Source organism: Paenibacillus wenxiniae (assembly GCF_039822605.1).
In the GTDB taxonomy this organism is placed as follows: domain Bacteria; phylum Bacillota; class Bacilli; order Paenibacillales; family Paenibacillaceae; genus Saccharibacillus; species Saccharibacillus wenxiniae.
In genome coordinates, this window is sequence record NZ_JBCGUH010000021.1 from 22,415 (window position 1) to 41,806 (window position 19,392).

Sequence of the window (19,392 nt, forward strand, 5' to 3'; positions counted from 1 at the left end):
TGAAAGGATGAACAGTAATGACAAACAAAGATACATACCGCTTTCAGGTCAATCTGAGTGGCATGATTAATATTTTATCGAATCACCTGTACAGCAATCCACGCGTATTCCTGCGCGAGGTTATGCAAAACGGGGTGGATGCAGTTACCGCACGTACACAGATCGAGCCAGAGCATACCGGGCATATTCATATTGAACTGACCGGAGATATTACGAATCGTACATTGATTATTGAGGATAACGGGATCGGTCTGACTGAAGAAGATATTCATGAATTTTTGGCGCAGATCGGTCAATCGTCCAAACGTGGCGAAGCTGCATTTACAGGCGAGACGTCCTTTATTGGACGCTTTGGGATCGGGCTATTATCCTGTTTTATGGTCAGTGACGAGATCGTGATGGTGACGCGTTCGGCGAAGGGCGGCCCAACGCTGGAATGGCGCGGTCAACCGGATGGTACGTATAGCATTCGCAAGCTGGATACCGAGCTGTTGCCAGGGACAAAAGTATATTTGCGTTGTAAGCCGGGCAGTGAAATGTATTTTGATCCGGAATATCTGGCTGAGGGCTTGTACTACTACGGTGCGCTGCTGCCGTATCCGATCACGCTCCAACATGGTGAGCAATCGCACGTCATTAACGATCAGCGCCCGGTATGGCTGCATGAGCCAGAGCTGGCACGCAGTCATCGTGATGAGGTATTGGATTTTGGGGAGCGCTTGATGGGGGAACGATTTAAAGACTTTATTCCACTGCGCACGTCTTCTGGACGCACAGGCGGAATCGCCTTTGTATTGCCGCATTCGGTTAATTTGAATGCGAAGCGCTCGCATCAGGTGTATTTAAAATCGATGCTCGTATCGGATAAAGCGGAAAATATTTTGCCGGACTGGGCGTTTTTTGTTAAATGTCTGATCTGGACAGATGAGCTGCAACCGACCGCTTCGCGTGAACATTTTTATGAAGATGAGAAATTACAGCATGTACGTGAAGAACTGGGTGATTCGATCCGTAGTGAGCTGATGCGTATGGCCGATTATGACTCGGATCGCTTGCAGCATATTATTCAGCTTCATGTGCTGTCAATGAAAGCACTGGCAACAGAAGATGAGCAATTTTACCGGATTATTCATCGCTGGTTGCCATTTGAAACGACATTTGGTCGTCGCACACTGGGTGAGATGTTGAAGGAGCATCATACGATTCATTTCACACTTACACTGGATGAATATCGTCAGATTACGCATGTGGCAGCAGCACAAGCGATGCTAGTAGTGAACGGCGGCTATATTTATGATGCAGAGCTGATGGCTGCTCTGCCGCTAGTCAATGAGCAGGTGAGCACGAATCGTTTGCAACCAGAGGATGTATCGCTCTCCTTTATTGACCTGACGCCGGATGAGCGTCGTGCGTATTATGAGCTGACACGAACAGCAGATACGGCGTTGCAGCGTTTCCGTTGTCAGATTCAATTGAAGCGTTTCAAGCCATCCGAACTGCCTGCTCTGTTCACTCTGTCCAAAGAATCGTCTGAGCTGCGCTCACTGGAAGCGGCGAAAGAAGTGAGTACCGATACACTGTCATCTATTCTAGGCAGTCTCGGTTCGGCAATGGAGCAATCGGCGTATTCAACGCTATATCTGAATCTGGATAACCCGGTCGTTAGCAAAATTTTCATGCCCGGCAATGAAGCGATGATGGTCGTTGCGGTGGAGATGCTGTACGTAAACGCGCTGATGATGGGACATTATCCGATGAATCGTCAGGAACTGGCTACGCTTAACCAGGGGATTTTACGCTTTATTGAACTTGGTCTGTCCGCAGGAGGAAACGGGGGTACGCAATGAGTGAACTATTCGCTGATCCAGAATGTAAGCAGTTATTCTGGCAGGCACGCGCACTTCCAAATGGAGCTGCCAAAATCGAACTGCTGGAGCAAGCCTTACGCATTGCCGACACGCTGGGCGATGTGGGCGGAGCTTATATGATCCGTGGCGATCTGGTTGATGCTGCTGTATTTAGTGGCTATCCGCTCAAAGCGATCACTCACTTTTCGTGGCAGCTCGGTCAGTTTGATCTGAATCCGATCTATGATGAACGGCAACTATTGTGGTCGTATAAATGGATCGTTAGCAATTCGCTGCATTTTCCGCAAATTAGCCGTCAGCAATTGATGGAGCTGATGGCGGATTTGCGTGATCGTTATGTGCGAGCAGGGTATAGTGAGCGTACGTACTACAACAATCTGTTTTCCTTTTATGTGCATACCGGTGAGTTCGAGCTAGCTGACGAATACTATGCAAAATACAAAAAAATGAGACGCGAATCGATTAGTGATTGTCGCGCCTGTGATCAGCATGAGATCGTGCGCTATTTTGCTGGAACCGAACGGTACAAGGAAGCCATCAAGGCAGCGAGACCAATCATTAACGATAAAATGCGCTGTCAGGAAGTTCCGCATCTTACCTATGCCGAGCTATTAATGCCGCTGTACAGGCTTGGAGAGCATGAGGAAGCAGCAAGCTATCAGCAAAAGAACTATCCGATGATCCGTAGCAATCGAGATTTCCTGTACAGTATTAGCGAGCATATTGCCTATCTTGCGTATGCCGATCCGTTTAAAGGGTTGGAACTGTATGAGCAGCATGCTGCCTGGTCGCTCGATTGTGATAGTCCATTGGATCGGATGTATTTTCATGCTTCCGCAGCGGGCTTGTTCACCTTGCTTGCAAAGGAGCAGGTGAATTTTCAGGTTCGTTTGCCAGAAGGATATCCGCATCAGGAAGATCGTGGGGATGTCGCTTCGCTAGCTCGTCACCTTAAAGAAATGGCATTCGAGCTGGCCGCGCAATTTGACCGTCGTAATGGTACAACACATTATCAGGAGTTAATGACCAAATTAGCAGAACCGCAATAGAGTAATATAATTCAGATACGCTGTAGTTGCCCTTTTTTAGTGTGGAAACTAATAAATGCCATAATCGACTTTGCATAGCATGCACACCAATAAAAACTATGATTATCCTTTGTCTAGCTACAGTTTGTGATGAGCTGAAGCTAGGCGAGGACATGACCGGGCTAGAATAGATGATTGAATAAGGAATAACGGGTACACACATAGAAGCGATCAAAGTAGAAACATCATTATATTACTGGAGGATGAAACGATGAGTATGGAGACGGATCACAATTATCAAGAACTGATGCTGGAAGCCTACGGCTTGCCGAATGGACACGCCAAGCTGCAATTGCTGGAAGAAGCAGCTCGTATTGCGGATTCACTTGGTGAAGTGGAAGCAGGCTATAGCATTCGTGAGGAAATCGTAGAAACGGCGTCATTTAGTGGATTTCCGCGTACTGCACTAGTTGCTTTTTCATGGCAATTAGGTCAATTTGATAAAAATCCAGATTTGTACGATGATTGGACATTGTTATGGTCATATAAATGGATTCTCGGTAATATCGCCACTTTCCCAGAAATCGAACGTTCGCAAATTGATGCGTTGCTAGAAGATATGCGTCGCCGTTATTTGGAGTTTGGTCATAGCGATTATGCGTACCATTACTACCGTTTTGTACTGGCGATTGATTATGGTGAGCTGGAGCAGGCAGAGCAAGCACTCAATCAATTGAAAACGATGGAACGCGATGAGATGAGCGATTGCGAAGCCTGTGAGCAAAATGAATTTGTAGATTTCTGGGTGCATCGTCAAAATGATGAAGAGGTTCTAAAGGCAGCACAGCCGATCATGAAAGGGAAAATGTCGTGTGCAGAAGTTCCCCATGTTACGTTGCCTAAAGTATTGCTGCCTTTGTATCGTCAAGGGAAACAGAAGGAAGCCGATCAATACCAGAAGAAAAGCTATAAATTAATTAATGATAATACTGATTTTGTGCATGCGATTGGTGAGCACATCGGCTATCTAACGGTGACCGACCCTTACAAAGCGCTAGAGCTGTTTGAGAAGCATGTGCATTGGACCGATATGAATGAGGCACCGATTGATAAAATGCTATTCCATGCGTATGCAAGCGGTATGTTCAAACGTCTAACACAGGAAACGGTACAATTTAATGTGAAATTGCCGTCATCATATCCTTATCCACAGCATGCAAGTGATGTGAATCAATTGGCTGAACATTACGGCAAGCTGGCAACGGATGTGGCACGTCAGTTGGATCGCCGTAACGGTAATGGCTATTATAGCGAATATGTGAATTGCTTGATAGATACGGTCTGATTAGCGTTATACACCCTAAATAAAAACCATCGGAACGCTTCCTCTTCAGCAAGAAGAAGAAGGACAGTGCCCGATGGTTTTTGCTATTTACTATCTATATATTTTATAAAATAGATCATTCAATGATTGCAGTTAATCGTCTACTGCTATGCGCCAGTTACACATGCACACGCTGTACCGCTTCATTCATTGAGCTTGTCTGTTTATTTAGCTCGGCGGACATGTCTGTAATCTTATGGAACATCGACGCTTGCTGCTGTACCAGATAATAGATTTCATCTGAATAATCGGATACGTCAGAGGAGATACGCGAGATCGTTTGCACCGATGCTGTTGCTTCTTCTGTGCCGGCTGTAATCTGTTCGGCTGCCGCCGAGATTTCCTGAATCCGATCCGTCACGGTCATGAACGCTTCAACGACATGTGTAAATGCACGTTCTGCATCAGCCGTCATTGTCACGCCTTGCTGAATCTCACCTGCGGTTTGATTCATCTGTGTACCGATCCCAATCGCTTCTTGCTGAATACCAAGCAATAGAGTAGAGATCATTTGCACCGATTCGTTAGACGCTTCGGCTAGCTTACGCACTTCATCGGCTACGACGGCGAAGCCTTTTCCATGTTCGCCAGCATGAGCAGCTTCAATCGATGCGTTGAGCGCAAGTAACTTCGTCTGAGCGGCAAAGTCTTTGACCGCATGTAACGCACTGCTGATTTCCTGTGAATAGTTATTGAGTGTGCCGACCATGCTGGATACCTGTCCGGCAGCTTGCGAAATATGATTCATCTGATTGCGGACATGATTCATACGTTGTTGTCCTGCTTGCGCTGTATGCAGTGCATCTGAGGCAGCATCCGACACCGTTGAAGATGACTCTGAAATATTTGTAATGCCGCGGGCGATTTCTTCCATTGCATTGGAACTATCCATAACGCCTTGCTTTTGCGTATGGGCACCTTGACGAATCTTGTCCATTGCCTCGTGAACAGAAGTGTTCATTTGCTGCATTTCGTTGGCATCCTGTCGGAATTGCACTGCCGATTCGGTCAAAACGGAACTGGTAGTGGACACACCAGATACCATCCCGCGTACCAGCTCATTCAGATTGCCCGACATATGCAGCATCGCTTTGTACGTGCTGCCAATCTCGTCATCATTACGCACATTGCGCGTAGATAATAGGCGATGTGCTTCTGCCAGCTCCCCATCTGCCATCTTAAGCGCGCTTGATTTTAAGATGCCAAGCGGACGCAGTCCACGGATAATAAACCACATCACTACAGCAATACCAAGTAAAGTCAGGACGAATAGTAACATATATAAAATTCCGCTGGATTTCATGACATTGGTTTCAATCTGATCAATAACAGCGACTGAGGTATCGATTCCAATCACACCAAGCAGCTTACCGTTACGATCGAGAATCGGAGCATAAGAAGAGATGTAACGTCCATATTCTTCATTGTTAATAATGGACGAGCTAGCGCTATGTCCTTCCTGTAATCGTTGTATCGCGCCCGGAGGAATATCAGTGACTTCGTTGATAGCAGATGCTTTAGCAGGATCTTTCATTCCGTCCACCATCATTAACGGTGTGCCTTTGGCATCGATTTTGACAAAATACACGTACATGGCGCCAATACGCTGACGAAATTGATCCAGCTCATCACGAATTGCGAAAAAGCTCGCATTTTCCAGAGGGTTCTGGGAAAAACGGATATAGCTCGCTGCATCCAGTTGTTTTACATAATTTTCGGCAATCTGGACATTGTAACTGGAAATGGCCTCCTGTGCAGTCAGCTTCATATTCGCCAGTTGCAATAGTAAACTACCCGCCGCAATGAGCATCATCACAACGGTTACAATAGCAACAATGCGAATGACCAGATGATTTTTGAAAAAACGAACCATTCCATCCTCTTCCTCTCACTCATCAACAGTTATACTATAGTTTGCTATCGACCATTGAATCAGGCAGTTAGCACTATGTAATTGTGAAAATCGTAGCTGAATTTGTCGTTTTTTGCAATAGAATAGTATTGAATTAATTAGCTTTTATTATATTATTTGCTGTTTCGATATATTAAGGGAATATTTGGGGAATAAACAGGATATACATACTGGTTTTATGTTCGTGCAATGTAACGGATAGGCGGCGAAAGAGGAGAGTCATAAAGAGTGTTAAGTAGTGTCAAGTAGTATCAAGTAGTGTCATAGAGTATCAAGTAGTCTTTAAGAGTCGCCAATAGTTCTAAAAAGCAAAAAAGCAAAAAAGCAAAAAAGCAAAAAAGCAAAAAAGCAAAAAAGCAAAAAAGCCTATTTTAAGCAAATAGGCTTTTCAGACTTTGATCATATTCATCATGATAGCGCTTATTGAAAAGTATACGTTAAGGTGAAACGCGATCACTTATATCCACTACTCTAAAGTATATATCCTGTACGCTTCTCCGAAATAAACATCACACATCATATAGTTATAGTACCTATAATTAATTACGTATATCCGATCACGTATTACCAACCGCGTATTACTGATCACGTATTACCGATCACGATCTGACGGTGAACGCTGATCCGAACTGGATGCTGTTTCACCAGCGACACGCCAGCGGTTGGAGAATTTGCTCAAACGTGGGTGAAGCTGCTTCGGCTCTTCTGTAAGCACCAGACTTATTTTGCTAATCCATTCTTCAAAGATCGAGAACGAAGCAAACTGATTTGCCATCTCTGGCGTGAGCAATAAAAAGTACGGTGACTCATAATGATCGATTAACGTGCGCAAGGCCGCTTCCATCGGAGTGTACTTTTTACGTTTGCCATCCCAGCCTTCGATGATGACAGCACGGTGAGCACCATCTTGCTTCCAATCGTGTAAACGTTGTTCACGCTTGTAAAAGGGAGCGACCGGTTGTTTGGACATACGTTTTACTGTTTGTTCATGCAGCGGATAGAGTACTAGCCGCGAGAAGTTCATTTGCTGCATCGTTTGGAGCGCCTGCTCTAGCTCCGCATCCGAAGTATGCTGAAAGGCATCATAATAGATTAGAGTGCCACGCGTATGCGCTGGCGGCGGTGTATAGCCATAGTCTACACGCTGGGTCGGTTGTGGCATGCTGCATGCTCCTTTCGCGATGACAATATCGCTTCATCATTCACGTACATTACTTGTATTGTACTCGCCCTAATATAGCGCTGACTAGTACGGTTTTATGATGATGTCGATGGTGACGTTTTGGGACGAGCATGACTCATTATAAAGCGACTCGCTGGAAGTGCAGGCATGCGCGATAGATCGATCGTCAAATCTTGTTCCGGTACTTCATATTCAATATGACCTGCCAAAAATTCCAGACTAACACGCATCACATCAATCGTTAGCCATTCGCCAGCACAGCGATGATCATGACGATGGTCGCCACCACCCTGTGGAATCAGATCGAACGGACTGCCATCCCAGTCAGCGAAACGCTCTGGACGGAACTGTTGCGGTTCCTCCCATAGCTGCGGATCATGCGTTGTACCGTACACATCGAGCAGCACGGTCGTGCCTTCTGGAAAATGATACCCTTTCCATGTAAACTCCTTGCGTACATTTGCGCCAAGAATCGGAGTAAATGGATACAGACGGCGTACTTCCTGCACAAACCACTGGCTATACGTAGCCTCTCCATTTTCAAACGATTCCACCAGTTTCTGGCGTGTTTCTGGATAAACATGCAGCGCATGCGCACTAAACACCACATAGTACGAAATCGCTACGATAGGACGGATAATGTTGATCAGCTCGACAGCGGCTACTTTAGCATCCAGCAGCTCGCCATCCAGATCGCGATGCCAGGAGATCACATGCGCCGCTGTCTGTTCAGCAACCTGAACGCGGTTAGCGCGAATCAATTCCACCAGCTCGGTTACCCATTGTTCGGTACGCTGTCTGGCATCACGGCCTTCTTTATATCGTTCCCCTATCGCGCCGAAGGCATCGACCATACTGGCCAGATCATTCGCGATCGTTTTTACATCCTGCTCACGCAGCGGTACACCTGCCCACTGACAGGCTGCACGGCACATCACTTCCTGCGCTTCATCAACGAGTTCAAGTTGTACCGTACTTTGCCAGCGGATGGCGGCAGATTGCCATTGCTGCCGTACGATATCCTGAATCATTTGTAGTCGATCCGGAGTCATAAGCGACATGAACATTTGCTTGCGGTGCGCATGAGCTTGACCATCCAGTGTCTGCACGCCCTTTTCGCCAAATAGTGATTTTTGAATCCGTTTTGGAATCGCACCGCCACGCTGGAATCGCTCCCGATCATAAAATAGCTCTGCTGCTTCTTTACCGCCCATACAAATCGCTGGCTGTCCGAGCAAACGTGTCTGAAAAATATCCGATTGTAGCTTTTGTCTGCGATCCAATGCATACGTGTATCCTTCTGCTAGCAAATTGATGCTGCCATCGATCGTGTGGTCGCGTGGAATGTCGAGATTTTTCATCATAATCGCTCCTTTTCGCGTGCTGTAGTTGGTGTGTTATACTGCATTAGACCATACTGGATCGTATACCCATACTGAAATTCATTACCTCTAATCGACCTGAAAATAACATAATCTGTATAAAATGCTAGTGTGATAGACACAGTTAGTTGTTAGATTCCATGAATAAAGCTCATCAATCCATACTAACCAAAGGAGATTCCTATGTCATTCACATTTATTCCGTCTACTTCAGAGCAGCTTGCCTATGAACTAGCTATTATAAATTCCAATCCTCGCTACAATCTTCTGAGTAAAGGCAAAGAGAGAATAACCGAGAGTGAATTGCAGGCAGAACATACAGAAGCAGCACAGCTCGGTGCAGAGCGAAGATTGATCTGTCTGGATGGTGTACCGATCGGCATTGTAGAATGGTTGCCGCTTTATCCGCTTGATGGTTATCCGTGGCTTGGACTGTTTATGATTGATGGTCGCAAGCATCGAAGTGGATACGGAGCGCTGGCGCTGAAAGCATTGGAGGAGCATCTGCTACTTCAACTTCATATTCGAGAATTGCGTCTTGTCGTATTAGTGGACAACGAGCCTGCTCATCAATTTTGGAAAAAGCAGCAATTCCGCTACGTAAAGCCGACAGTTACGCATGAGGGACTGGATGCTATTATTTATGAAAAACAGTTATAATTTCATATCGTCCACAGCTCATTATGACAAAGCAATCATATACCTAGCTACCATTTAAATATGCGTTAACAATCGATAGAATTTTTCGATAATATTTTACAAACTTAGCGATTGACACCTGTCATGACTGCCCTTAAAATTTGGTTAAACCACAAGGTTTATTCATTATTCAGGGGAGGGACCCTCATGCTGCAAACCATTCAAAAAGTGTTCGAATGGCTATTTGTTCATCGTAACGGCGTATACCATTTCGGTGATGTGTATTGTGAAGACAGCGGCTTCATCGTCTACATCCCTAGAGAAGAAGAATAACTTCGGCGTATAGACTATATGACCTTATCCATAGGCCGCAGTACACGGATGATTCCGTGTCTGCGGCTTTTGTTTGTAATGCGGTTTGTTCGTATAGACGTAATGACATACATAGCTTGGATCGGGAAAGCACGGTATAATAGAAAAGACAAGCTTATCGCTAGATGGCATATACCAGCGTCAATTCGCAACGTACTTCATTTGAATCTATAGCTGAAAGGATGCATGACTATGGCACAATTGCAAAAAGCAACATTTGCAGGCGGTTGCTTCTGGTGCATGGTAACACCATTTGAAGAGCTGCCCGGCATTCACGGCATCGTCTCCGGTTACACCGGCGGCCATGTGAAAAACCCAACCTATGAACAGGTTAAGACTGGCAATACCGGTCACTATGAAGTGGTCGAAATTACATTTGACCCGGAGTTGTTCCCGTATGAGCGCCTGCTGGAGCTGTACTGGCCTCAAATCGATCCAACCGATGCAGATGGACAATTCCATGATCGTGGATCGCAATACCGGACAGCGATCTTTTACCATAATGAACAGCAGCAGGAACAAGCGCTGCAAACGAAAGCAGACGTAGCCGCAAGCGGACGCTTTGGTGACAAACCGATCGTAACCGAAATCCTGCCTGCCGACGTCTTTTATCCGGCTGAAGAATATCATCAGGATTACCACAAAAAAAATAAAAAGCATTATAAAGAAGACCGCGAAAAGTCCGGCCGCGATGAGTTCATCGACGAGCATTGGCAGCAATCCTGAGCTTCTTTATAATCTAAGCATATTAGTTGCAATCCGGACGGAAACGATTCTGTCCGGATTGTTTTCTGTTTAGCAGCCTATTTCTCGTCATCTCTGTCAGTAGAGTAGTGCATGCTGACATTGTTCGGCGAAAAACCGGGCTTGATTTCACGGGTATATCACCGTTAAAGTAGGTAGCAACTCCTATGTATCCTGGCACAATCAATACAGTAACCCAACCGCAGATTTTCCTCGATACATTGGAGTTATAGGGGAAATAAAGCCGAATATGCATACTAGAAGGAGGGGTGTTCCGATTGAAAAATAGTACCTACGATTCGGAATATTCATCATGAACTCGCTGGATTTCATCAAAGTCGAACTGGAAACCGAGAGAGATCGGATTTTATCCTCTTTTACTACGCCACAAACGTATAAAGGAATTATCGTCGATTACGTGGCGGATTGTAGCGGACAGTCTCCAGATAGCATAATAAACAATGCCAAAAACATCATGAGGATCATTAATGAAACGAGCCAAAGCGGGTGGCCTGATACAGACGGGTGGCTGTCGATATTGCCGACCTATTTTACGGATTCGTTTTCTTCTGATCCAGAAGATGATGACGAATGGTCATTGGAAGGATGGCTGTACTGGTTTGAGCTTGAACATAGAGCCTGGTTTTTATGGGATCTCGAAGCAATCGGAAATGAACAACTCCAAATTAGCATCTGCATTTACGAGCATCCTTTTCCATCCGAAGCGCTGGATGTATTATTTATGAAGTTAGGTACAGGGCAGCTAACCGAAATTAGTATTCGTTGAAGCAAGACAATAGGATAAAGAAAAAATAATCTAACGAAGGAAGAAGGATCAATCCTATACAGAAAAGGATGAGGCATATGGCTTTACGCAATCCAGTATTATACGGAAGTAGATTCAATCGTCCGACTGATCGGAATTACGGTCAATCCATGACACTTGCAGGAGCTGCGGGCAAAGCACTCATTTTGACCCTTTTACTTGTAGCATCGGCTTCGTACACCTGGTACTTATTCGTTCAGGGCAAAGACGTGAGCGGATTTTTGAAAGTAGGCTTGATTGGTTCGCTGTTCATTTCGCTACCAACGGTGTTCTTTCCACGGATATCGCCTTTTACCGCACCGCTGTATGTGATCGTAAACGGTTTGTTGCTCGGAGCTGTCTCCGCGATGGGCGAGTATTTTTATCCTGGCATCGTTATGAATGCAATCTTGATTACCTTATCCCTGTTTCTGATCACATTGTTCCTGTATGCGACACGAATTATTCGTGTGACACCGGGACTGGTAGCTGCGATTAGCATTGCGACACTGGCGATTGCATTGACGTATCTCGTTAATTTTGTGTTGAGCTTGTTCGGTATGAGTGTGCCCTATATCCATGATACCGGTTGGGTCGGTATTGGTATTAGCGTGTTTGTGATCATCGTTGCTACTTCAAATCTGCTGATCGATTTTAGCAATATCGAGCAATATGCGAACGAAGGTCGACCGAAGTATATGGAATGGTATGGCGCATTTGGCCTGATGGTAACGATGATATGGATGTATCTTGAAATTTTGCGCTTGCTGACCAGGCTTGCTTCTAGCCGCAACTAATACAATAGTGCCGCTCTCCGCAAAGGCTGCCTGACCGCCATTTGTGGAGGGCGGTATTTTGTATAGTGCCCTTACACGATGTGCACGATAAGGCAATGAGACAGAAAAGGATAAAATGCTGGCTGTGTGATTCAAGTTGAGTTATAGTATTTTTTATATTTAGTGGAGGAGGATACACAATGATACTTGAAGTTGCGATATTAAATGTTATTCCCGGGCAGAGTGCAGCATTTGAGGCGAGTTTCCAACAAGCGCAGCAGATTATTTCAAGCATGAAGGGGTATGTTTCACACGAGTTGCAGCGCTGCATGGAGGTGGACAATCAGTACATTTTACTTGTGCGCTGGGAAACATTAGAAGATCATACAGAAGGCTTCCGAGGTTCAGCCGAGTATCAGCAGTGGAAAAAGCTGCTTCACCATTATTATGATCCGTTTCCGGTTGTGCATCATTATGAACTTGTATAAAGGGCTACCTTCCATGTATGCCTATTGAATCGGACGTTGGATTATGCTGGTGATAAACCCTGTGCTAATTGCAACCATTTATTACATACAATACGCACCAAATTAAACTTATATCAAATTAAATCTATATCAAATCGAACCGCTAAAGGAGAGAAACCGATGAGTACCATTACCATTCAACATCGTACCGCCCAACATGCCGATTTGCGCCAGTTGATTGCACAATTGGATGAGGATTTGCTGCTGCGTTATCCACCAGAATTAATTCATGGTCTGGATTTGGATCATCCTGATGTGAATGATATTACGTTTATGGTCGCTTATGTGGATGATCAGCCGGCAGGCTGTGGAGCGATTCGCAAGCTGGACGAGCAGTATACCGAGTTGAAGCGATTTTTCGTGCGTGCTGATCAGCGTCGTCAGGGGATTGCGGGTCGTCTGCTGCAAGCATTAGAAGCTGCGGCAGTGGAACAGGGCTTTACAGGCATTCGACTGGAGACAGGAATCCAACAGCATGAAGCGATGGCATTTTATGAACGTAACGGTTATGTACCGATTGCGCTTTTTGGCGAATACATCGGAGAAGAACAAAGCCGCTGTTATGAGAAAATGCCAATTTAAATGATAGGGGATGGCATACCCTATGTGGGGAATTGAACATTACTGGTTATTTGTGCTGTCAAGTGTGCTGCTGAATATTACACCGGGTAGCGATACGATCTATATTTTAAGTCGCAGTGTATTTCAAGGAAAACAGGTGGGCTTGATGTCCGTGTATGGCATTATTGCTGGTTCGTGTGTGCATACATTGCTCGCCGGACTGGGCTTGTCACTTATTTTGATGCAGTCTGCGTTTGCTTTTAATCTGGTCAAATGGATAGGTGCCGGTTATTTGATCTGGCTCGGTATTCGTTCTTTGATGAACAGGCAGGAAGCTGGAACAGGGCTTCATCCTACGCCCGGACAATCGCTGCGCAAGGTGTTTTTTCAAGGCATGTTAACGAATGTGTTGAATCCGAAGGTTGCGCTGTTTTATCTTGCCTTTATTCCGCAGTTCGTGGATTCGACGCAAAGGATGGGGGCGTTGCCGTTTTTGCTGCTTGGCTTTACATTTAGTGCGACCGGTTTAGGCTGGTGTCTGCTGCTTGTATTCTTTTCCAGTAAAATGGCGCGTAGGCTCCAATCCAGCCGGGTCTCCCGTTACATGAATCGTATTACCGGCAGTGTGTTTGTCCTGCTCGGACTCAATCTGTTGCGTACAACGCGCACATTACCGTAAGACTTGTTTTCAAACTGTATTATGATGCTCATTAGTGCTCATTCATTTCAGCTAGCACGTAACGTCAATAGCCCTGTATCCACCAACTATGGTGCACACAGGGCTATTTGGCTTGGCTAGTGCTACGATGGAATTAGCGAGCATAAGCGGATGTAGAGGACAAGGTACGATGACGCTCTAACCATTGCAGCAGGTCAGCAGTGACCTCGTCACGGTTAATATCGTTCAACGTTTCGTGCCGAGCGCCTTGATACAGCTTCAGCTCAACATCGGAAATGTTCAGCTTACGATATTGCTGGTATAGACGCTGTACGCCTTTGCCATATAAACCGACCGGATCACGATCACCGCTAAACAGATAGATCGGCTTTTGCTTCGGAATACGGTGCATATATTCAGGGCGATGAATCTCCATCAGCAAGCGGAAGAAATGCACATAGAAGCGCACGCTCACCGGTTTCGCACAATACGGATTATTCACATATTGCGCAACCTCATCAGGATCACGCGATAACCAATCAAATCGAGTGGAACGCGGACGTGGTAAACCACGATTGTAGGGACCAAATACAAGCGCATGCAATAGCGGACTGCGATACAGTGGCCCGCGTAGTTTATGTTCTAGCTCTGCAATTCGCGCGCCGGCGGACAATAATCCACGCGGACCATTGGAACCGGATAAAATAAATCCATCATAATCATCAGGCTGACTGTACATCAGCTGCTGTACGACAAACGAACCCATACTATGTCCGAGTAAAAATAAAGGTAACCCCGGATGCTGCTGTCGGATTAATTTGGATAGCTGGGATAAATTTTGACCCATCCAGTAAAAGCCATCTTCACCGGGATCACCAATGTCATGTACAGAAGCCGCTGTCTGTCCATGCCCACGATGATCATTTGCATATACGGCATAACCTTGTTCGGTTAGCGCAGCAGCAAGCCTGGCATAACGGGCGGCAGTTTCTGACATGCCGTGCGACAACTGTACAATGCCACGTAGTCCATGTTTCATCTGGATGTCATGAGGCAGCCATTCATATACATGCACAGCAATGCCCTGTGGGTCTATCATTCGAAATGTACGTTCCTGCATGGGTGTATCGCCCTTTCTCTATAGTTGTCGTATACCGTTGTATGGGTAGGAATATCAAATGTGTATGGAAAAGTGTACTGAACGATGTATCGAACGATCGTATAGGATCATGCATGATTATTTTACTATAAAATACCATTTTGAGAGGAACCTGAAATGATAAAATCATACTTATATTAACCTAAAATCTTCTTTTTATTTACAGTTTTCCATTGTTTTTATACGTATTCATAGTTTGCGGCTCATAGTTTGTTCCAACGGTTCGTTTTGGTCATATGCTGTGCGGCATTATAAAACCTATCGTTATGTATAATTCAAATTGACGAACGTTCCATAGACTGCTAAATTAGGTGTAATCTTGTGATGGAGGCGGTAGGTTCATGAAATTTGTGTTTTTCTCTCCACATTTTCCTAGTAGTAGCAGTGAGTTCGCCATTCGGTTGCATCAGGAGGGCGCTACTGTGCTTGGCATCGGTGATGCAGAGTATACAAGTCTGGAGCCTCGTTTGCAGGCAGCACTTACCGAATATTACCGGATCGACAGCATGGAACAGCAGGATGACATCTTACGGGCAGTTGGATTTTTTACCCATAAGTATGGCAAGATCGATCGATTTGAATCGATGAATGAATACTGGCTTGAAAGCGATGCGCAGATGCGCACGGATTTTAATATTGAAGGCACCAAAGCCGATTTTGTAGATAACCTGAAGCAAAAATCAAAAATGAAAGACTTTTTCCAGAAAAGCGGCGTCGATACTGTACGCTTTCTTAAAAATCCAGATCAGGATAGTGCAGCTGTGTTTATCGAGCAAAATGGTTTTCCTGTTGTCGTCAAACCTGATCTTGGGTCAGGTGCAAGTATGACTTACAAGCTGAGCGATCAGGAGGAGCTGGACTACTTTTTACATACACGTCCACAGGATACCGAATTTATTATGGAAGAATTCGTAGACGGTATTATTTTGACCTATGACGGATTGATTGATCGGGACGGTATAATTCGTTTTCAGGCGAGCCATCGTTTTGAACAAAGTATTATGAAAGTCGTTAGCGATGACGATCATCTGCGTTATTTTTGCCTGAAAGATGTCGATCCTGAAGTAGAGCGAGCAGGGCGCAGTATTTTGCAGGCATTTGATATTAAAGAACGCTTTTTCCATATCGAGCTGTTCAAGTCGAATAAAGACGGCAGACTTATTGCACTGGAAGTGAATATGCGTCCACCAGGCGCATGGATGACCGATGCGATCAACTATGCATATGATGTAGATATTTACTCACGTTGGGCGCAAATGGTTGTGCATGGCGGTCAAGGCGAGCCACCAGCCGGGCATTACTATACCGGCTATGCCAGCCGTAAAGATCGCAAAACATATGCTCATACGCATGAGGATATCATACAGCGGTTTGGTGATGGTATTGTGCGTTATGGGGAAATTGAGGCGATTTTCAGTCGGGCTAGTGGTAACCGTGCGTATCAGTTCCGTGCAGATTCGCTGGATGGCGTGCGCGAAATTGCTGATTATATTCAGGCGGAGTATTACTAAACGAATCGGCATATTAAATGGATTCCGACTGTAATAACTTCCAATTTCATGGAAATAAGAGTATGCAGCGAATGATGATCCACATATAGACAAGCAGAAGGGCGGCAGGCGTGAATATGGTAAGTGTACAATACCGCAACGAATACAGTCCGGCACTCGGCCGCGACATGGAATACAAAATTTATGGTGATCGCGGCAAACCGATGCTCGTCTTTCCCACATCGCTAGGACGCTTTTACCAGTACGAAGATTCAGGCATGATCGACGAATTAGCCGATTGGATCAACGCCGGTAAATTGCAAGTATGGACATGTGACAGCATCGATGAAGAAACATTTTTCTCCTCACACTGGAATATCGAAGATCGCATCGGTCGACATGAGCAATATAACGCTTATATTGTACATGAGCTAATTCCGCGCATTTTGCACGAGAGTCAGCACAATAACGGCGGTCATGAGCAGAAAATTCTAATTAGCGGCTGCTCGATGGGCGCCTATTACAGCAGCAACTTTTTCTTCCGCCACCCGCACCATTTTGATACATTGCTAGCACTAAGCGGCGTCTATTCTGTACAACACTTTTTCGGCGATTATCGCGAAGGAGCCGTCTATTACAATTCACCGCTCGATTATTTGCCTAACTTGCACGATGAATTAATACTCGATCAATACCGACGCAGCCGCATCGTCATTTGCTGTGGACAGGGTGCCTGGGAAGACGAAATGCGCTACGAAACCGGACGCTTACAGCAGGTACTACAAGACAAACATATTCCTGCCCGCATCGAATTCTGGGGCCACGATGTCGATCACGAATGGCACTGGTGGCGACAGCAGATCCGCTATTATATGAGCAGTTTGCTGTAAATATAATAGGGTTAAAACTTGCGATTCATAGAATAGGCGAAATAACGGGTAAAAATAATACTCAAAATAAACAGCCTGCATCAAGCGCTAAGCGCGAATGCAGGCTGTTTTTATATGCCGTTTTGCAAGAGTCATTCATCTGCTACACCCCCTAGAGGGTGTAGCATCTGGAATATACACTAATCACATGTTGCAAGCAGCACAGAACGGAGGGAAGGAAATAAGGGGAAAGGACGACTTACAGTGTTAGCGCTCTTCTAACACGAGGTTCAATGAAAAAGTGATTTTTGCACAGCAAAATATCTTACTGCTTTTGAGCACGGGAATCTACCACTCACTTCTAATTCGTAGATTCCTGTGCGAGACCGGAGTCCGTCCCCTTATTCCTTCCCGGAGTGCTTGATGCATAAAACATCATTTAGTGTACATATCCAGATCATTCCCCCACCTACCCAAATGAATTAGGGTAAATACGAGCGAATCACCGTACAATTGCCGTCCAGCGTATATCCACCCAGATTAGCAGGAATCAAGAAGCATTGCCCACCTTTGAGTGGTGTGCTTTCTCCATCCCAGGAGAGCGTGCCTTCCCCATCTGCAACGACCAGAATTGTAAAGCTGTCCGGTGTAGTGGACAATTCCCATGTCTGCTCAACAACGCCTTTTTCTACTATAAAATAAGGAGAGCGAGCAAGCTCCAGCCATTCACCTGCTGCGAGTCCATCTGTCTTCATCGTCGTAGCGCCAGCGCCTTCATAAGCGATCACATTGAGCGAATCTTCAATATGCAATTCACGCGGCTGACCATCCAGACCCGGACGATCATAATCGTACAAACGATACGTTGTATCCGAATTTTGCTGAATTTCGGCAACGAGTACACCTGCACATAATGCGTGCACTGTGCCAGCCGGAATGTAAAAGGTATCGCCAGCTTGTACCGGCACTTCCTGTAGCTCATCCATAATACGATTGTCATGAATTGCGGCGGCCAGTGTTTCGCGTGTTACGCCTTCCTTCAGGCCGTAGATAATCTTTGCGCCTGGTTTTGCATCCAGTACGTACCACATTTCGGTTTTACCCAGTTCCCCTTGCGGAAGACCTTCATATGAATCGGTTGGATGCACCTGTACAGACAGATCGTCATTGCAATCCAGTAGCTTGATCAGCAACGGGAAGCGTCCGTTCGTTTCGGATACGCCTTTCGTCCCGAACCAATCACGACCCAATGTCTCACGCAGTTGATCCAGTCCCATGCCGTCCAGCTCGCCACCGATTACCGATGTGGTGCCATTCGGGTGGTCAGCGATCATCCAGCCTTCGCCGATCACGCCTTCTGGAATGCTCCAGCCGAATTGTTCCAGTGCACGTCCACCCCAGACACGCTCTTTGAATTCGGGTTGAAATTGTAGAGGGTATGGCTTTGTCATGGTATTCTCTCCTCACATACCTATACGTATTTGTGTACCGCACTATGTATAGCGGCCTTATCCATCAGATGCTTAAGCTCTGATTTATGCAAAATGTCTGCATTGATCTTAGCGTGTGCGTGTAGATTGGAAAAACTCCAGACGCTCGCCATCGGGTCCATCGAAAAAGAAATACCGACTTCCATTCGGCAGCGTCGTAATATCAGCATCCAGACCAGTCGGCTCTAATTTACGAATACGTGCAAATTCGTCTGCCACATCATCGACTGAAAAAGCGACATGATGCACGCGACCTTCCTGTGGAAGATGGTCGCCATAACCTTGCACTAGCTCAAGCTCTGTCTCCGAATGTCCGGGAAAAGCAAGAAAGGCGAGGCGAATCTGATCATCCACATGGCCGATTGTCTCCAGATGCTGCAAGCCGACAACCTGCTCATAAAATGCGATCGATTGTTCAATTGAAGAAACCATAATACCAACATGTTCGATCTTGCGTACTGCCATAATGGGTTGCACTCCTTTTAGGATAGTCAATGTTAGAGCTGCCGCGGATACCGATGCAGCAACTAAATTATAAGCGCAGT

The 19,392-nt window shown here is 45.6% G+C and carries 19 protein-coding genes; 13 read left to right on the top strand and 6 right to left on the bottom strand.

Annotated features, from left to right (window positions below):
• Positions 1-17: 17 nt before the first annotated feature.
• The 3 genes from AAHF22_RS22030 to AAHF22_RS22040 all read left to right on the top strand — a co-directional run bounded on the left by AAHF22_RS22030 (position 18) and on the right by AAHF22_RS22040 (position 4,241).
• Positions 18-1,847, top strand: a complete 1,830-nt coding sequence (locus tag AAHF22_RS22030; RefSeq protein ID WP_347327147.1) for an HSP90 family protein — start codon at positions 18-20, stop codon at positions 1,845-1,847.
• Positions 1,844-2,917: a hypothetical protein gene (locus AAHF22_RS22035; RefSeq protein ID WP_347327148.1), complete on the top strand. Its 1,074-nt coding sequence runs from the start codon at positions 1,844-1,846 to the stop codon at positions 2,915-2,917. Before AAHF22_RS22030 ends, AAHF22_RS22035 begins: the two co-directional genes overlap by 4 nt.
• A gap of 250 nt (positions 2,918-3,167) precedes the next feature.
• Positions 3,168-4,241, top strand: coding sequence for a hypothetical protein (locus AAHF22_RS22040; protein ID WP_347327149.1), 1,074 nt, complete (start codon positions 3,168-3,170; stop codon positions 4,239-4,241).
• 157 nt (positions 4,242-4,398) lie between these two features.
• On the opposite strand, the gene AAHF22_RS22045 is transcribed toward AAHF22_RS22040, so the two are convergent.
• The 3 genes from AAHF22_RS22045 to cypC all read right to left on the bottom strand — a co-directional run bounded on the left by AAHF22_RS22045 (position 4,399) and on the right by cypC (position 8,739).
• On the bottom strand, positions 4,399-6,153 hold the full coding sequence (locus tag AAHF22_RS22045; protein ID WP_347327150.1) for a methyl-accepting chemotaxis protein: 1,755 nt from the start codon (positions 6,151-6,153) through the stop codon (positions 4,399-4,401).
• Positions 6,154-6,784: 631 nt separating this feature from the next.
• Positions 6,785-7,354 carry a hypothetical protein gene (locus tag AAHF22_RS22050; protein WP_347327151.1) on the bottom strand — a complete coding sequence of 190 codons (570 nt, stop codon included), beginning with the start codon at positions 7,352-7,354 and terminating at the stop codon, positions 6,785-6,787.
• 95 nt (positions 7,355-7,449) lie between these two features.
• Complete coding sequence (cypC, locus tag AAHF22_RS22055) at positions 7,450-8,739, bottom strand: CYP152 family fatty-acid peroxygenase CypC (protein WP_347327152.1); 1,290 nt, start codon at positions 8,737-8,739, stop codon at positions 7,450-7,452.
• A gap of 201 nt (positions 8,740-8,940) precedes the next feature.
• Here cypC and AAHF22_RS22060 point away from each other — a divergent pair, with 201 nt between their 5' ends.
• The 8 genes from AAHF22_RS22060 (at position 8,941) to AAHF22_RS22095 (ending at position 13,860) form a co-directional block, all read left to right on the top strand.
• Positions 8,941-9,417: a GNAT family N-acetyltransferase gene (locus AAHF22_RS22060; protein ID WP_347327153.1), complete on the top strand. Its 477-nt coding sequence runs from the start codon at positions 8,941-8,943 to the stop codon at positions 9,415-9,417.
• 186 nt (positions 9,418-9,603) lie between these two features.
• On the top strand, positions 9,604-9,729 hold the full coding sequence (locus AAHF22_RS22065; protein ID WP_268239784.1) for a hypothetical protein: 126 nt from the start codon (positions 9,604-9,606) through the stop codon (positions 9,727-9,729).
• A 240-nt stretch (positions 9,730-9,969) separates the two neighbouring features.
• The gene (gene msrA, locus AAHF22_RS22070; RefSeq protein ID WP_347327181.1) at positions 9,970-10,494 is read left to right on the top strand and encodes a peptide-methionine (S)-S-oxide reductase MsrA; all 525 of its coding nucleotides are present in this window, start codon (positions 9,970-9,972) and stop codon (positions 10,492-10,494) included.
• Between the two features lie 331 nt (positions 10,495-10,825).
• Complete coding sequence (locus AAHF22_RS22075) at positions 10,826-11,299, top strand: hypothetical protein (RefSeq protein WP_347327154.1); 474 nt, start codon at positions 10,826-10,828, stop codon at positions 11,297-11,299.
• Between the two features lie 77 nt (positions 11,300-11,376).
• Entirely contained in the window at positions 11,377-12,114 is a 738-nt protein-coding gene (locus AAHF22_RS22080) for a Bax inhibitor-1/YccA family protein (protein WP_347327155.1), read from the top strand.
• 179 nt (positions 12,115-12,293) lie between these two features.
• The gene (locus AAHF22_RS22085) at positions 12,294-12,581 is read left to right on the top strand and encodes an antibiotic biosynthesis monooxygenase family protein (protein ID WP_347327156.1); all 288 of its coding nucleotides are present in this window, start codon (positions 12,294-12,296) and stop codon (positions 12,579-12,581) included.
• A 159-nt stretch (positions 12,582-12,740) separates the two neighbouring features.
• A complete protein-coding gene (locus AAHF22_RS22090) occupies positions 12,741-13,202 on the top strand; it encodes a GNAT family N-acetyltransferase (protein ID WP_347327157.1) in 462 nt (153 codons plus the stop codon).
• 22 nt (positions 13,203-13,224) lie between these two features.
• The gene (locus AAHF22_RS22095; protein WP_347327158.1) at positions 13,225-13,860 is read left to right on the top strand and encodes a LysE family translocator; all 636 of its coding nucleotides are present in this window, start codon (positions 13,225-13,227) and stop codon (positions 13,858-13,860) included.
• A gap of 133 nt (positions 13,861-13,993) precedes the next feature.
• Here AAHF22_RS22095 and AAHF22_RS22100 read toward each other — a convergent pair whose 3' ends face one another.
• On the bottom strand, positions 13,994-14,959 hold the full coding sequence (locus tag AAHF22_RS22100) for an alpha/beta fold hydrolase (RefSeq protein WP_347327159.1): 966 nt from the start codon (positions 14,957-14,959) through the stop codon (positions 13,994-13,996).
• A gap of 380 nt (positions 14,960-15,339) precedes the next feature.
• Here AAHF22_RS22100 and AAHF22_RS22105 point away from each other — a divergent pair, with 380 nt between their 5' ends.
• Both AAHF22_RS22105 and AAHF22_RS22110 read left to right on the top strand, forming a co-directional pair.
• Entirely contained in the window at positions 15,340-16,509 is a 1,170-nt protein-coding gene (locus AAHF22_RS22105) for an ATP-grasp domain-containing protein (RefSeq protein WP_347327160.1), read from the top strand.
• A 116-nt stretch (positions 16,510-16,625) separates the two neighbouring features.
• Positions 16,626-17,378 (top strand): esterase family protein, encoded by a 753-nt coding sequence (locus AAHF22_RS22110; RefSeq protein WP_347327182.1) that lies wholly within the window; start codon positions 16,626-16,628, stop codon positions 17,376-17,378.
• Positions 17,379-17,839: 461 nt separating this feature from the next.
• Here the strand turns inward: AAHF22_RS22110 and AAHF22_RS22115 are convergent, their stop codons facing one another.
• A complete protein-coding gene (locus AAHF22_RS22115) occupies positions 17,840-18,808 on the bottom strand; it encodes a type I phosphomannose isomerase catalytic subunit (RefSeq protein ID WP_347327161.1) in 969 nt (322 codons plus the stop codon).
• Between the two features lie 108 nt (positions 18,809-18,916).
• Entirely contained in the window at positions 18,917-19,312 is a 396-nt protein-coding gene (locus AAHF22_RS22120) for a VOC family protein (RefSeq protein WP_347327162.1), read from the bottom strand.
• Between the last annotated feature and the right edge of the window lie 80 nt (positions 19,313-19,392).